This window comes from Intrasporangium sp. (assembly GCF_051961875.1).
In the GTDB taxonomy this organism is placed as follows: Bacteria; Actinomycetota; Actinomycetes; order Actinomycetales; family Dermatophilaceae; genus Intrasporangium_A.
Genome location: NZ_JBQCCV010000233.1, coordinates 1 through 13,808, shown reverse-complemented (window position 1 = coordinate 13,808; position 13,808 = coordinate 1). Strand labels below are relative to the sequence as shown.

Here is a 13,808-nt window from a genome sequence, read left to right as displayed (position 1 = left end):
CCCCAGATCAGCCTGATCATGGGCCCCTGCGCGGGCGGCGCGGTCTACTCCCCCGCCATCACCGACTTCACCGTGATGGTCGACCAGACCTCGCACATGTTCATCACCGGTCCCGACGTCATCAAGACCGTGACGGGCGAGGACGTCGGCTTCGAGGAGCTCGGCGGCGCCAAGACGCACAACACCAAGTCGGGCGTCGCCCACTACATGGGCTCCGACGAGGAGGACGCGATCGAGTACGTCAAGGCTCTCCTGTCCTACCTGCCGAGCAACAACATGGAGACCCCGCCGGCGTGGAACGAGGGCGAGGCGGACCTCACGGTCACCGACGAGGACCGCTGGCTCGACACCTGCATCCCCGACTCGCCGAACGTGCCCTACGACATGCACGAGGTCATCCGGCACGTCGTCGACGACGGTGAGTTCCTCGAGGTGCAGCCGCTGTTCGCCCCCAACATCGTCACCGGCTTCGCCCGTATCGACGGCATGTCCGTTGGCATCGTCGCGAACCAGCCGCTCCAGTTCGCCGGCACCCTCGACATCGACGCCTCGGAGAAGGCGGCCCGGTTCGTGCGCACCTGCGACTGCTTCAACGTCCCGGTCATCACCTTCGTCGACGTCCCGGGCTTCCTGCCCGGCACGACGCAGGAGTGGGACGGCATCATCCGGCGTGGGGCCAAGCTCATCTACGCCTACGCGGAGGCGACGGTCCCGAAGATCACGATCATCACCCGGAAGGCCTACGGCGGGGCCTACGACGTCATGGGCAGCAAGCACCTCGGCGCCGACATCAACCTCTCGTGGCCCACCGGTCAGATCGCGGTCATGGGCGCCCAGGGCGCGGTCAACATCCTCTACCGCAAGGAACTGGCCGCCGTCGCCCAGGACGGCGGCGACGTGGACGCCCGCCGGCAGGAGCTCATCTCGCACTACGAGGAGACCCTCGCCAACCCCTACATCGCGGCCGAACGCGGCTACATCGACACGGTCATCTCCCCGTCGAACACGCGGATGAACGTCACGCGCGCCCTCCGGGCCCTCCGGAACAAGCGCGAGAGCCTGCCGCCGAAGAAGCATGGGAACATCCCGCTATGAGCGCCGACGCCCCCACTGCCCCGGTCATCCGCATCGAGTCGGGCAACCCGAACGCCGAGGACCTCGCAGCGCTGGTCGTGGTCCTGTCCGCCGTCGGCGGCGGGGTCGACGAGCGCCCGACACGCCGATCCGCGTGGTCCGACCCCGGTTGGCACCTCGGCGGCCCGGGGGCCGCAACGGGTGGGTGGCGGGCGAGCAGCCTGCCTCGCTGAGTCCCGTTCGGGTCGCGACGACCCGTCCACGGTATGCCGCGGAGGCGGCGTCTCACGGGCCAGTCACCTATGGTGGTGCCCCGTGTCTGTTGATCACATCGCCCCCAGCCGCCTCGCCGGCCGCTACGTCCTGCGCCAGCTCATCGCCGCGGGCGGCATGGGCGTGGTGCACCTCGCCACCGACGAGCGCCTGGGACGAGAGGTCGCCGTCAAGGTCCTCGCCCACGCCCTGACCGACTCGCCGGAGTCCGTCGAGCGGTTCCGCCGGGAGGCGTTGGCCGCCGCGGGCCTGAGCCACCCGAACATCGCCCGGGTGTACGACTACGGGGTCGAGGGCGACCGGCACTTCATCGTCATGGAGTACATCGATGGGCAGAGCCTCGGACGACTGCTCCGCGAGCATGGCCCACTGTCCCCGGGCGAGGCGGTCCGCATCGCCTCCGAGGTCTGTGACGCACTCGCGGCCGCCCACCGCGCAGGCATCGTGCACCGGGACGTCAAGCCGGGCAACGTCATGGTCGCCCGCGACGGCACCGTCAAGGTGACCGACTTCGGGATCTCCAAGGCGCTCGGGTCCTCCCCGCTGACCGACACCGGCACCATCCTGGGCACGGCGGCCTACCTGCCGCCAGAGGTTGCGCGGGGTGGGTCGGCGGGCCCGGCATCCGACGTCTACTCGCTCGGCATCGTGCTCTACGAGATGCTGACCGGCCAGGTCCCGTTCTCCGGCGAGACCCCGGTCGTCGTCGCGATGCGCCACCTGTCCGAGGACGTGCCGGCACCGAGCACCCTCGTGCCCGATCTGCCGCACTTCCTCGACGACGCCGTGGCCCGGGCGACCCGGATCTCGCCCGAGGAGCGCTACCCGAGCGCCGAGGCGATGGCCGAGGCGCTCCGCCTCCGCAAGACGCAGCCGATCCCGGTGGCGACCGACGACCTGGCCACCCAGGCCATGACCACCCCGATGGCGGCAGGGGGCCCGGCGACCCAGGCCCTCCCCTCCACCGCCCTCCTCCACGATCGGGAGCACGCTTCCAACGATCGAGATCACACTCCCGACCATCGAGCGAAGGCTGGTCCCAAGCGGCGCCGATGGGTGATCGCCGCGGTCGCCACCGCCCTCCTCGTCGCGCTCGGCGCAGTCGGCACCTCCCTGCTCGGCGGCAACGACCAGAGCCCGTCGACGGCGGGGCGGCCCTCCAACACCCCGTCGACCTCCACTTCCTCCGCGCCGTCCCCGACGAGCACGGCAACGACAAACGGGAACGCGCGGGCCGGCGTGGTCCCCGATGGCCTCGTCGGCTCCGACCTCGACAGCGCCGTGGCAGCTGTGAAGAAGGCCGGGCTGAGCTACCAGTGGCGGATGGTCGCCTCGGACGCCCCGCGCAACCAGGTCATCGACGCCACTCCGTCCGCCGGCACGACTGTCAAGGCCGGCGACCCGGTGATGCTCATTGTCAGCCGCGGCCCGGACAGCAGTGCCAGCAACGCCGACACCAACAACGGCGACGGCAACAACGGGAACGGCAACAACGGCAAGGGCAACGGCAAGGGCAAGGACAAGCGGCACTGACCCACGGGCTGCGTGGCCGGAGGCCGACCGCGTCGGGGCCGGCCTCCGGCGGTGGCATGGGATACGTTCGGTCGGTGACCGACCGCAGCGCTGCCAGGAGTGGCCGATCCGCTAACCGATGGCGGTTGACGGACCGGCCCCACCGTCCCTCCCCTGGCCGCAGGGCCCAACGCTCGGCGTGCCTCGTTGGGGCCCTCCTGACCGCCGCTGCACTGTCAGGCTGCTCGGGGGCCATGCCACCGACGACGGGCGAGACCTCAACGGGGCTCGCCGTGCTCGCGTCTGCATCGCCCGGCCCGATGCAAACTGCCGGCACCAGCCCTCTCGACCTCGGTGCGGGAGTCGACCTCGGGCCGGTCAGGCTCAGGGTGGATCAGATCGCCCGGGGACCCATGCCCCACCGGGGCGGCGCCCCCCAACGCACGGGGGCACACCTCGAGGCGTGCGTTGCGGCCCATGGTGACGCACCCGTCGCCTTCACCCTCGAGTCCTGGCATCTCGTCGCAGGTCCGACGAGCTACCCCGCGGTGGGCTACGACTGGGAGGAGACCGCGGAGCCGGGAGCGCCCATCCAGGGCCAGCTCGTCGAGCCGGGCGACTGTGTCACCAGCTGGGTCGTGTTTGACGACGTGAAGGAGGCCGTCCCGGCCCGGATCACCTACGCGAACGCAGCTGGCAACCAAATCCAATGGCAGGTCAAGAGTTCTTGATTGTTCAGCAAGACGCTTAAGGCTTCCGTAAACTCCGACGTTTCGTGCGTGCCGCCCTGCCATATTGACCGCAAGCACCGGTTCGTCACGGCTGGGCCGACGATCCGAGGCGCTACTGATTCGCGTCGCCCAAGCCTGCCGCATCACGATCGGAGCACTCATGAAACGTCGCCTCCTCGCCTCAAGCACGGCCCTCGCCCTTGCCTCCAGCACGGCCGTCGCCCTCAGCGCGACGACCGCCTCGCTCGTCCTGACCGCCGGTCCGGCCCACGCAGCATGCACGGAAGCGGGGAACACCTACCACTCGATCTCCGGCGCCTCGTCGGTCTGGAAGGCGACGAACCTCAGCAGCTCCTACATCACGGGCCCGGGCTCGGTCTCCATCACCAAGGGCCGGAGCTGGACGGTGTCCGCCTCCATGACGGCTTCGGTGTCGGCTGAGGCAGGTGTCGTGTTCGCGAAGGCCAGCAGCTCCCTCGGGATCACCGTCGGGGCGAGCTACTCCGGCACCCAGTCGTTCACCTACACGCTGAACGTCGACCGCGGGCAGACGATGCGGATGCAGCAGTACAAGTCGGCGCGGCAGTTCACGGTGCACAAGTACCGTGTGGTGGCTCCTTGCACGACCCAGACGATCTACAAGTCGTCCGTCACGGCTCCGGTCGCCTCGAACGCCGACCAGTACTTCAAGTACGCCTTGGTCTACTGAGGCCGGGGGCTCGGCAACAGCAGCGCACCGAGCGCGGACGCGCAGACTCAGCCCTGCCCGTCGCTCGCCCGATGTCGCGCACCGCGGGGAATGCCATTGGTAGGTTCGGCGACGTGAATGACACCACCACTTCAACCCAGAGCGGTCGCCCCCGGACCGAGGTCGACCGGATCGCCGAGCGACACTTCGACGCGATCGTCGAGCTGTCCCCGATCGACGCCACCTACCTGGGCGTCCCAGGGCGCGACGAGGACCTCGACGACCTCTCCCCTGCCGGCAACGCCGCGAAGAGCGAGGTGCGACGTCGGGCGCTCGAGGGGCTGCGCGAGGCAGTTCCCGTCGACGACGTCGACAAGGTGACGATCGCTGCGATGACAGAGCGTCTCGGCCTTGCCGAGGAGCGGTATGCCGCCGGCCTCGACGAGATGTCCCTCAACGTCATCGCCTCGCCCCTGCAGGACGTGCGCGACGTCTTCGACCTGATGCCCCAGGAGAGCGAGGACGACTGGCGGGTCTTCGCGACCCGGATGGCGAAGATCCCGGCCGCCCTGGAGGGCTACAAGCAGTCGCTCCTCGCCGCCCGCGAGCGCGGCCTCGTCGCCCCGAGGCGCCAGGTGGTCGAGTCGGCGAAGCAGTCGCGCGACCTCACGACTGATGACGGCTACTTCGCCAAGCTCGTCACCGACGCGAAGGCGGGTGACGCGCCACTGGACGGTGCGGCGAAGGCCCGGCTGGCCGAGGCCGCACAGGCGGCGTCCGCGGCATACGGCGACATCGCGGACTGGCTCGAGCGCGAGCTGCTTCCGCATGCCCCGGAGGCCGACGCGTGCGGGCGGGAGCGGTACGCCCTCGAGTCGCGCTACTTCCTCGGCGCCGCCGTCGATCTCGAGGAGACCTACCGCTGGGGCCAGGAGCAGGTGGCGGACATCCACGCGCAGATGCAGGCGATCGCCGAGGGCCTGGAGGCCGGCGCGAGCGTCGAGCGCGGCGTGGTGATCCTCGACGCCGACGAGCGCTACCACCTGCACGGCACCGACGCCCTCAAGGCCTGGATGCAGGAGCGGGCCGACGAGGTCATCGGCAACCTCAAGGACGTCCACTTCGACATCCCCGGACCGGTGCAGCGCATCGAGTGCATGATCGCCCCGACCCAGACGGGTGGCATCTACTACACGGGGCCCTCGGACGACTTCAGCCGCCCCGGGCGGATGTGGTGGAGCGTGCCGAAGGGCAACACCGAGTTCCGCACCTGGAATGAGCTGTCGACCGTGTACCACGAAGGGGTGCCGGGCCACCACCTGCAGGTCGCGCAGACGGTCTACCGCTCCGAGCTGCTCAACAAGTGGCGTCGACTGAAGTCCTGGACGTCCGGTCACGGTGAGGGCTGGGCACTCTACGCCGAGCGGCTCATGGCTGAGCTGGGCTACATGGACGATCCGGGCAACCGGATGGGCTGGCTCGCCGGTCAGTCGCTGCGTGCGGCCCGCGTCGTCATCGACATCGGCGTGCACTGCGGCTTCGACGCGCCCGAGGAGGTCGGCGGCGGTGAGTGGACCTACGACAAGGCGTGGACCTACCTGACCCGCTACGGCTTCATGGACGAGAAGGTCCTGCGCTTCGAGCTCAACCGCTACCTCGGCTGGCCCGGGCAGGCACCGGCCTACAAGATCGGGGAGCGGCTCTGGCTGGCCCTCCGCGACGAGGTGAGGGACCGCGAGGGCGACGCCTTCGACCTCAAGGCGTTCCACCGGCGGGCGCTTGATATCGGCGGCGTCGGCCTCGACACCCTGCGGGAGGCGGTGCTCGGCGACCTCTGACCGAGACGGCCGTGCGGACGGCTATACAGTCCTCGGTATGCCGCTCACCCCGCCCCCGCTCGCCCCTGCCGTGCCGCTCGTGCTGGCGTCTGCGTCCCCCGCGCGGCTCGCGACGCTGCGCGCGGCCGGCATCGAGCCGACGGTCGTCGTGAGCCACGTGGACGAGGACGCGGTCGTCGCCGAGGCCGCCGACCGCTACGGCACCCTCGCGCCCGAGGACATCGCCCTGCTCCTGGCCCGGGCGAAGTGCGAGACCGTCACGACGGCGAACGAGGTATCGGGCGTGGTGCTCGGCTGCGACTCCGTGCTCGAGCTCGACGGGGAGGTGCACGGCAAGCCGGCCGATGCCGCCGAGGCGGTGGCCCGCTGGAAGCGGATGCGCGGCCGGAGCGGCGTGCTCCACACCGGCCACTGGCTCATCGACGACCGAGACGACGGCGAGGGCGCGACGATCGGGGCGACGGCCTCCACGGCGGTGCACTTCGCATCCCTGACCGACGAGGAGATCGAGGCCTACGTCGCGACGGGTGAGCCGCTGCGGGTCGCGGGCGCGTTCACGATCGACGGCCTCGGCGGCGCGTTCGTCACCCGGATCGAAGGGGACCACCACAACGTCGTCGGCCTCTCCCTGCCGCTCCTGCGCGAGCTGCTGGACGACGCCGGCATCGGCTGGTTCGACGTGGCTCAGGGGTAGAGCATCGGGATCTCGTTCAGGGTGTCGACGACGATGTAGTTGGCGGTGTACCACCACATCTGCGCGGCACCGGCGATGACGACGAGCCCGAGCAGCCAGTAGCGGTAGCGCCGCCACGGCCGCAGGTTGAGGAAGGACGCGATGATGAGGGTCATCGTGAAGGCGAGCATCGCGTAGCGGACCCGGCTCGGCGTCGTGTTCGTCACGATGAGCAGGTAGGCGGGGTAGGCACCGGCCCAGCCCCACAGCTCCGGCCCCCAGCGCCACGAGTGCTGCGAGAGCATCCACCATGCGTAGAGCGCGACGATGACGATGCCCCCGACCTGTCCGAGGATGCCGGCGTAGCCGTAGAGCAGGTCCCACCACTGGTAGAGCTTGAGGCTCGTCTTGATCCTCCAGGCGAGCATCGTCTGGGTGTAGGCGTTCGGCGTCTGGGTCACGATGGACGCGATCGAGGGCCAGAGCCAGGTCAGCATCCCAGCGTAGAGCGCCAGGGTGCCCATCCCGACCCGGAACCGCACCGGCTTCGGGCCCTCGTCGCCCTGCCGCCACCGGACGACCGCGTGGGCGACGATGACCGGCGCCATGGCGATGACGACGTTGCGGGACAGAGCGAGCACGAGGAGCGCGAGGACGAGCCACCCGTAGCGCCGCGCCCGCAGCAGCATGAGGCACACGACGACGACGAGCAGGGCGGTCGACTCCGTGTAGGAGGCCGAGAAGATCGGCGAGGCGACGTAGAAGCAGACCGCGACGACTGCGACGATCGCCTCCCACCGCCCCACGGCCCGGTCGATGAAGCGGAAGAGGAGGTGGATCGCGGCGAAGCCGATGAGCGTCGACAGGACCGGTCCGACGATCATGAAGGGCAGGCCGGTCAGCCACATGATCGCGCCGACCGCCAGGGGGAAGGCCGGGAAGAAGGCCCAGGGGTTCATGTCCACGGACCCCGTCCCGGTGCGGGGCAGGACGGTCGGGTAGCCGTGCTCCGCGATGACGCGGTACCACTGGCCGTCCCAGTTCGTCATGACGCCGAGGTAGCCGGGATCGGCCGGCACCGGATAGGTGATCCGGATCCGCTCGAGCCCGATCGGCAGCGCCATCTGGTTCTTCGACAGCACGATCCCGGCGACGAGCACGAAGATGCGCGAGACGAGGTAGACCGTGAAGGGGAACCAGACTTCGAAGCGACGGTAGAACGGCAGGCGGACCCGGCTGGCCCGTTCCGTGGACTCGATCGTGGCGAGAATGGCTGACCCCTTGGCTACGTGCTGGTAGGAGCCACCGAGACCCGCCGATGGCGCGGTGGCGACCCAAGCCTACGAGTACCCACGTTCGACCTCGAACGGACCGTTCGGGCTCGAACTGGACGGGAGACCGGCCGGCTCGACCCCGATCGCGGTGTTCGCGACGGGGCGCGGGCGTCAGACCGGCGGGACGGAGCGCCGCTTCAGGCTGAAGTGGCGGTCGCGGTGGGCGGCGTACGCGAGGCGGCGCAACAGGTCCGCCCGCAGCTCGTCGGCCTCGATGATCGAGTCGAGGACGAGGTCGGCGGCGAGCCGCTCGATGTCGACGTCCTGCTCGTACTCGGCCCGGCGCTCCGCGACATAGCCGTCGCGTGCCGCGGCGCCCTGCGAGGCCTCGACCTCGGCGATCTTGTTCGCGTAGACCGCGTTGACGGCGGCCTCCGGCCCCATGACTGCGATCCGCGCTGTGGGCAGTGCGATCGTCGCGTCGGGGCCGAAGCCCGGCCCGCCCATCGCGTAGAGCCCCGCCCCGTAGGCCTTGCGGACGACGACGCAGAACTGCGGGACGGTCGCCGACGCGACGGCCGAGACCATCTTGGCGCCGTGCCGGATGATGCCCCCCCGCTCGACCTCGGATCCGATCATGAAGCCCGGGACATCGGCGAGGTAGACGAGCGGGATGTTGAAGGCGTCGCACAGCCAGATGAAGCGGGCGGCCTTGTCGGCGCTGTCGGTGAACAGCACCCCGCCCTTGACCATTGAGTTGTTGGCGACGATGCCGATTGACTCCCCGCCGAGCCGGCCGAACCCGATGACGAGCTCCCCGGCCCAGAGCGGCTTGAGCTCGAAGAACGAGTCCTCGTCGACGAGGCCGTCGATGACGGTGTGGACGTCGAAGGGCACCGACTCCCGCTCCGGCACCGTGTGCTTGGTCAGCGGCTCGAGCGGCTCCTCCGCGTCGTAGACGGGCGGCCGCTCCCGCCAGTTGCCGGGCACGTAGGAGAAGTAGAGCTTGGCCAGCTCGATCGCCTCGGTGTCGTCGGCCGCGAGCAGGTCGCCGACCCCCGAGACGGAGCAGTGCATGCGCGCGCCGCCCATCTCCTCGAGGCTCACCTTCTCCCCCACGACCATCTCGGCCATCCGAGGGCTGCCGAGGTACATCGACGCGTTGCCGTCGACCATGACGATGACGTCGCAGAAGCTCGGGATGTAGGCACCGCCGGCCGCCGACGGGCCGAAGAGGCAGCAGATCTGCGGCACCTTGCCCGACAGCGCCACCTGGTTGTGGAAGATCCGCCCCGCACCCCGCCGACCGGGGAACATCTCGACCTGGTCGGTGATCCGCGCGCCGGCGGAGTCGACGAACCAGAAGACGGGCAGCTCCTCGCGCAGCGCCATCTCGGTGGCCCGCACGATCTTCTCTACTGTCCGCGAGCCCCACGAGCCGGCCTTGACCGTCGGGTCGTTCGCGATGACGATCGCCGGCCGGCCGTCGACCGTCCCCCGCCCGGTCACGACACCGTCGGCGGGCAGCCCGCTCGCGAGCGAGTTGGCGAATCGGCCGTCCTCGACGAAGGACCCCTCGTCGAAGAGCATCGCGATCCGGTCGCGGACGTAGATCTTGCCCTGCGCGTCGAGCTTCGCCTTGGCCTTCTCCGGTGGCCGCTCCGAGGCCGCCCAGGCATCGTTGAGGCGCGAGCGGACGTCGGCGATCCGCGGGTCGTCGCCGCGGGAGTCCGCGGCGAACGGACCGAGCTGGGAGGGAGCCTGCGTCGGGACGTCAGTGGGCGGCATACCTGATCCTCTCTCTCACGCCTGCGGCAGGCCCAGCCCGCGGGCGATGAGCATGCGCTGGACCTCGGAGGTGCCCTCGCCGATCTCGAGGATCTTCGCGTCGCGGTAGAAGCGGGCGACCGGGTACTCCTCCATGAAGCCGTTGCCGCCGAAGACCTGCGTCGCGATGCGCGTCGCAGTGACCGCGGCCTCGGTCGAGTGGAGCTTCGCGATCGCGGCGGCGTGCTTGACCTCGCGCACAGTGCGGCGGCCCTCGTGCAGCTCGTCCTTGAGCCACGCGGCCTTGTAGGTCAGCAGCCGCGCGGCCTCGACCATGACGGCGAGGTCGGCGATCTGGAAGGAGATGCCCTGGTTGACCCCGATCGGGCGCCCGAACGCGATCCGCGATCCGGCGTAGTCGGTCGCCATCTCGAGGCAGGCCCGGGCGCAGCCGACCGCGAGCGCCGAAATCGCGATGCGGCCGTCGTCGAGGGTCTTGAGGAACTGCTTGAAGCCGTCACCCTCCTCACCGAGGAGGTTCGTGACCGGCACCCGGCAGTCCTCGAACGTCAGGCCGTGCGTGTCCGACACGTGCCAGCCGAGCTTGTGATAGGCGGGCTCGACGGTGAAACCCGGCGTGCCCGACGGAACCATGACCGCCGAGACCTGGGCGGATCCGTCCTCGTTCGTGCCGGTCCGTGCGGTTACGGTGACGACCGAGGTGATGTCAGTGCCGGAGTTGGTGATGAAGGCCTTCGCACCGTTGAGCACCCACTCGTCGCCGTCGCGCACGGCCCGCGTCCGCGTCGCGCCGGCGTCCGACCCGGCCTGCGGCTCGGTGAGGCCGAAGCCTGCGAGGGCGCGCCCGGCCACGAGGTCGGGCAGGTAGCGCGCCTTCTGCTCGTCGCTGCCGTAGGTGAGGATCGGGTTGACGCCGAGGCCCACCCCCGCCGAGAGCGTGATGCCGACCGACTGGTCGACCCGGCCGAGCTCCTCGATCGCGACGCAGAGGCTGGTGAAGTCGCCCTGCCCCTCGCCCGCGCTGCCGCCGTACTCCTCTGGCACGACGAGGCCGAACAGCCCGAGCTCGCCCATCTTGGGCACCAGGTCAGTGGGGAAGTGCGCGTCACGGTCCCAGGCCGAGATGTGGGGGGCCACCTCCTTCTCGGCGAAGTCCCGGACGACCTTGCGGAAGTCCTCGTGCTCCTGGCTCAGCTCGAACATGCCACTCCTCGATCAGATCTTGACCTTTACGTAAACGTAAAGGACGATCGAACCCATGACAAGTGGCCCCACGTGGACCATCGCGGAGATCGCCGACGAGTTCGGCGTCACCCACCGGACGGTTCGCCACTACGAGGACCTCGGGCTCATCTCCCCCGAGCGGCAGGGCACGAGACGCATCTACCACCGTCGCGACCGGACCCGCCTGAACCTCATCCTCCGCGGCAAGCGGCTCGGCTTCCCCCTCGACGAGATCCGCACCATCGTGGACCTCTTCGACGCACCGCGGGGCCGCCGGGCCCAGCTCGAGTACGTCCTCGGCCAGCTCGACGAGCGCCGCGCGGACCTGGAGCAGCGACTGCGTGACGCCCAGGACGCACTGGGTGAGCTCGAACAGTTCGAGCGCCGCTGCCGCGAGGACCTCGAGAAGTTGGGCTGAGGACAACCGCGCGTTATGGGGCGGTATGCCGCTCAGCCGGCTCGCGTGGGACGATGAGGTGTTGCTGCACGTCCAGTGCGAGGGCGCCTGACGGCGTCTGGCGCACCCCCGGAGAACGAAGAAGAGGTGCCATGTCCACCGACAACTCGAAGATCGCGGCCTACACTCACCCGGAGCGCCTCGTCACGACCGACTGGCTCGCGGAGCAGATCGAGGCCGACCGGGTCGGCGGGCCGGGCGGCATCGCGCTGCTCGAGTCGGACGAGGACGTGCTGCTCTACGCCACCGGCCACATCCCCGGCGCCCAGAAGATCGACTGGCATCTCGACCTCAACGACCCGGTGACCCGTGACTACGTCGACGGCGAGCGCTTCGCCGAGGTGATGGGCTCCCGCGGGATCGGCCGCGACACGACGATCGTGCTCTACGGCGACAAGTCCAACTGGTGGGCCGCCTACGCCCTCTGGGTGTTCAGCCTCTTCGGGCACGAGGACGTGCGGCTCCTTGACGGAGGCCGCGCCAAGTGGATCGAGGAGGGCCGCGAGCTGACCAAGGAGGTGCCCACCCCGGCCCCGGTCGACTACCCCGTCGTCCAGCGGGAGGACGCCCCGATCCGCGCCTTCAAGGAGGACGTTCTCGAGCACCTCGGCAAGCCGCTCGTCGACGTCCGGTCCCCCGGCGAGTTCTCCGGCGAACTGCTCCACATGCCGGACTACCCGCAGGAGGGGGCGATGCGCGGCGGGCACATTCCCGGCGCGAAGTCCGTGCCGTGGGCCCGGGCCGCCAACGAGGACGGGACCTTCAAGTCGCGTGAGGAGCTCGAGGCGATCTACCTCCAGGAGCAGGGCCTGTCCCCCGAGGACAACGTCATCGCCTACTGCCGGATCGGTGAGCGCTCTTCGCACACGTGGTTCGTGCTGACGCAGCTGCTCGGCTTCGACAAGGTCCGCAACTACGACGGCTCGTGGACCGAGTGGGGCAACTCGGTCCGGGTCCCGATCGAGCGGTGAGTGGCGTGGCCAACGCTCCCCTGCCCGCAGCCCTGGCCGAGATCGCCGACGACTTCTCGTCGGCGAGCAACCCGATGAAGCTCGACCTGCTCCTCGAGTTCAGCGAGGAGCTGCCCCCGCTGCCGGAGCGTTACGCGGGACGGCTCGACCAGCTCGAGCGGGTCGACGAGTGCCAGTCCCCGCTCTTCCTCACGGTCGAGGTCGGCGAGGGCGACCGCCTCGAGGACCGCCCCGTCCACCTGTTCTTCGACGCTCCCCCGGAGGCACCGACGACCCGGGGCTTCGCCGGCATCCTCCACGAAGGGCTGGACGGCCTGTCCGCGGCCGAGGTACTCGATGTGCCCGATGACGCCCCGATGCGCTTCGGCCTCGCCGAGGCGGTCTCGCCCCTCCGGATCCGTGGGATGGTCGCGATGCTGGCCCGGATCAAGCGCCAGGTCCGCGCCAAGACCGCCACCGCCGCCTGATCGCCTTCCGTATGGCGCCGCCTCAACTCGAGGCGGCGCCACAGGGTGGGACGTGGGAAGGCCTAACGCGGGATGCTCCGGGGGACGACGTACCGAGGCGCGGGGACCTCGGCGCCCCCTCCGACCGGCAGGGGTGGCGCCAGCTGCACGCACTTGAGGTCGAGCGAGCACCTTTGCAGGCTGTTCTGCTCTGCCTTGGGCGCCGTCGGGTTCCGAGAGATGACGAGTGCGTCTCCGTCGAGGCGCCAGGTCCAGCCGGCGACCAGGTGGCTCCCGGAACCGCCGAGCACCATGGCGCCGTCCGTCGCCCGGACGATGCCCAGGCTGAACCAGTCCCCTCCGTCGAGGTAGTTCGTCCCGAGCAGGTAGGCGCCGTCGCTGGAGAACGTCATGGGCTCGAACCACTCCGGGTTGCCCTTCGGGCCACAGCGCTCGATCAAGGTGTGGAAGTCGGGCCTCGTCAGGTCGATGACCGCCCAGCAGAAGTCCCCCATGGGATCAGCCGAGGCGGCTATCCATTGCAGGGCAGCACGGGTGCGGTCGGCGGACACGGCCACGACACCGGCCGGCAGCTCCCGCGTCGCCCCCGTCACGTAGTTCCACTCAAGGGACGTGGTCTCCCCGTTCGAGTTGAGGTAGGCGTAGTCCCCGACGACGGCCGCGGGCCTCCGGTTGTCGGTCCGCTGCCCCAGAACCGTCCCGTCCACCGAGTAGACCGTTGTCGTGCGGCCCCGACCATCCCGCGCCACGACTCTGGCGCCGTCCGGGGAGACGGCATACGAGCCGCTGACGCCCAGGTGCTTGATCACCCTGCCCTGTGGCGAGAGCAGATCCATCT

At 69.9% G+C, this 13,808-nt stretch carries 14 protein-coding genes; 10 read left to right on the top strand and 4 right to left on the bottom strand.

Annotated features, from left to right (window positions below; genetic code table 11):
- From ACTHJJ_RS13950 to ACTHJJ_RS13920, 7 genes are all read left to right on the top strand, one after another.
- Nucleotides 1–1,095: acyl-CoA carboxylase subunit beta (locus ACTHJJ_RS13950; RefSeq protein ID WP_440303542.1), on the top strand; the 1,095-nt coding region annotated here is incomplete at its 5' end.
- Nucleotides 1,092–1,307, top strand: a complete 216-nt coding sequence (locus tag ACTHJJ_RS13945) for an acyl-CoA carboxylase subunit epsilon (protein WP_440303541.1) — start codon at nucleotides 1,092–1,094, stop codon at nucleotides 1,305–1,307. The genes ACTHJJ_RS13950 and ACTHJJ_RS13945, both read left to right, overlap by 4 nt.
- A gap of 82 nt (nucleotides 1,308–1,389) precedes the next feature.
- Nucleotides 1,390–2,880, top strand: coding sequence for a protein kinase domain-containing protein (locus tag ACTHJJ_RS13940; RefSeq protein WP_440303540.1), 1,491 nt, complete (start codon nucleotides 1,390–1,392; stop codon nucleotides 2,878–2,880).
- Between the two features lie 368 nt (nucleotides 2,881–3,248).
- Nucleotides 3,249–3,590, top strand: a complete 342-nt coding sequence (locus ACTHJJ_RS13935) for a hypothetical protein (RefSeq protein WP_440303539.1) — start codon at nucleotides 3,249–3,251, stop codon at nucleotides 3,588–3,590.
- Between the two features lie 160 nt (nucleotides 3,591–3,750).
- A complete protein-coding gene (locus ACTHJJ_RS13930) occupies nucleotides 3,751–4,299 on the top strand; it encodes a hypothetical protein (RefSeq protein ID WP_440303538.1) in 549 nt (182 codons plus the stop codon).
- A gap of 71 nt (nucleotides 4,300–4,370) precedes the next feature.
- Nucleotides 4,371–6,116 (top strand): DUF885 domain-containing protein, encoded by a 1,746-nt coding sequence (locus ACTHJJ_RS13925; protein ID WP_440303537.1) that lies wholly within the window; start codon nucleotides 4,371–4,373, stop codon nucleotides 6,114–6,116.
- 37 nt (nucleotides 6,117–6,153) lie between these two features.
- On the top strand, nucleotides 6,154–6,810 hold the full coding sequence (locus ACTHJJ_RS13920) for a Maf family protein (protein ID WP_440303536.1): 657 nt from the start codon (nucleotides 6,154–6,156) through the stop codon (nucleotides 6,808–6,810).
- Here the strand turns inward: ACTHJJ_RS13920 and ACTHJJ_RS13915 are convergent.
- The 3 genes from ACTHJJ_RS13915 to ACTHJJ_RS13905 form a co-directional block, all read right to left on the bottom strand.
- On the bottom strand, nucleotides 6,801–7,949 hold the full coding sequence (locus tag ACTHJJ_RS13915; RefSeq protein WP_440303535.1) for a hypothetical protein: 1,149 nt from the start codon (nucleotides 7,947–7,949) through the stop codon (nucleotides 6,801–6,803). The two genes, ACTHJJ_RS13920 and ACTHJJ_RS13915, sit on opposite strands and share 10 nt — an antisense overlap.
- A gap of 285 nt (nucleotides 7,950–8,234) precedes the next feature.
- Nucleotides 8,235–9,851, bottom strand: a complete 1,617-nt coding sequence (locus tag ACTHJJ_RS13910) for an acyl-CoA carboxylase subunit beta (RefSeq protein ID WP_440303534.1) — start codon at nucleotides 9,849–9,851, stop codon at nucleotides 8,235–8,237.
- A 15-nt stretch (nucleotides 9,852–9,866) separates the two neighbouring features.
- Nucleotides 9,867–11,054, bottom strand: a complete 1,188-nt coding sequence (locus ACTHJJ_RS13905) for an acyl-CoA dehydrogenase family protein (protein WP_440303533.1) — start codon at nucleotides 11,052–11,054, stop codon at nucleotides 9,867–9,869.
- 55 nt (nucleotides 11,055–11,109) lie between these two features.
- Here ACTHJJ_RS13905 and ACTHJJ_RS13900 point away from each other — a divergent pair, with 55 nt between their 5' ends.
- The 3 genes from ACTHJJ_RS13900 (at nucleotide 11,110) to ACTHJJ_RS13890 (ending at nucleotide 12,970) form a co-directional block, all read left to right on the top strand.
- A complete protein-coding gene (locus ACTHJJ_RS13900) occupies nucleotides 11,110–11,493 on the top strand; it encodes a MerR family transcriptional regulator (RefSeq protein ID WP_440303532.1) in 384 nt (127 codons plus the stop codon).
- Between the two features lie 131 nt (nucleotides 11,494–11,624).
- Nucleotides 11,625–12,503 carry a sulfurtransferase gene (locus ACTHJJ_RS13895; RefSeq protein WP_440303531.1) on the top strand — a complete coding sequence of 293 codons (879 nt, stop codon included), beginning with the start codon at nucleotides 11,625–11,627 and terminating at the stop codon, nucleotides 12,501–12,503.
- 5 nt (nucleotides 12,504–12,508) lie between these two features.
- Nucleotides 12,509–12,970, top strand: coding sequence for a SufE family protein (locus ACTHJJ_RS13890; protein ID WP_440303530.1), 462 nt, complete (start codon nucleotides 12,509–12,511; stop codon nucleotides 12,968–12,970).
- 62 nt (nucleotides 12,971–13,032) lie between these two features.
- Here the strand turns inward: ACTHJJ_RS13890 and ACTHJJ_RS13885 are convergent.
- Nucleotides 13,033–13,808, bottom strand: a 776-nt coding sequence (locus ACTHJJ_RS13885) for a hypothetical protein (protein ID WP_440303529.1), incomplete at its 5' end; no start/stop codon positions are given.

Coding starts and splice junctions, on each gene's coding strand:
- ACTHJJ_RS13930 (WP_440303538.1), top strand. CDS start 3,751: ATGAAACGTCGCCTCCTCGCCTCAAGCACGGCCCTCGCCCTTGCCTCC.
- ACTHJJ_RS13920 (WP_440303536.1), top strand. CDS start 6,154: ATGCCGCTCACCCCGCCCCCGCTCGCCCCTGCCGTGCCGCTCGTGCTG.
- ACTHJJ_RS13895 (WP_440303531.1), top strand. CDS start 11,625: ATGTCCACCGACAACTCGAAGATCGCGGCCTACACTCACCCGGAGCGC.
- ACTHJJ_RS13945 (WP_440303541.1), top strand. CDS start 1,092: ATGAGCGCCGACGCCCCCACTGCCCCGGTCATCCGCATCGAGTCGGGC.
- ACTHJJ_RS13910 (WP_440303534.1), bottom strand. CDS start 9,851: ATGCCGCCCACTGACGTCCCGACGCAGGCTCCCTCCCAGCTCGGTCCG.
- ACTHJJ_RS13925 (WP_440303537.1), top strand. CDS start 4,371: ATGTCGCGCACCGCGGGGAATGCCATTGGTAGGTTCGGCGACGTGAAT.
- ACTHJJ_RS13905 (WP_440303533.1), bottom strand. CDS start 11,054: ATGTTCGAGCTGAGCCAGGAGCACGAGGACTTCCGCAAGGTCGTCCGG.
- ACTHJJ_RS13900 (WP_440303532.1), top strand. CDS start 11,110: ATGACAAGTGGCCCCACGTGGACCATCGCGGAGATCGCCGACGAGTTC.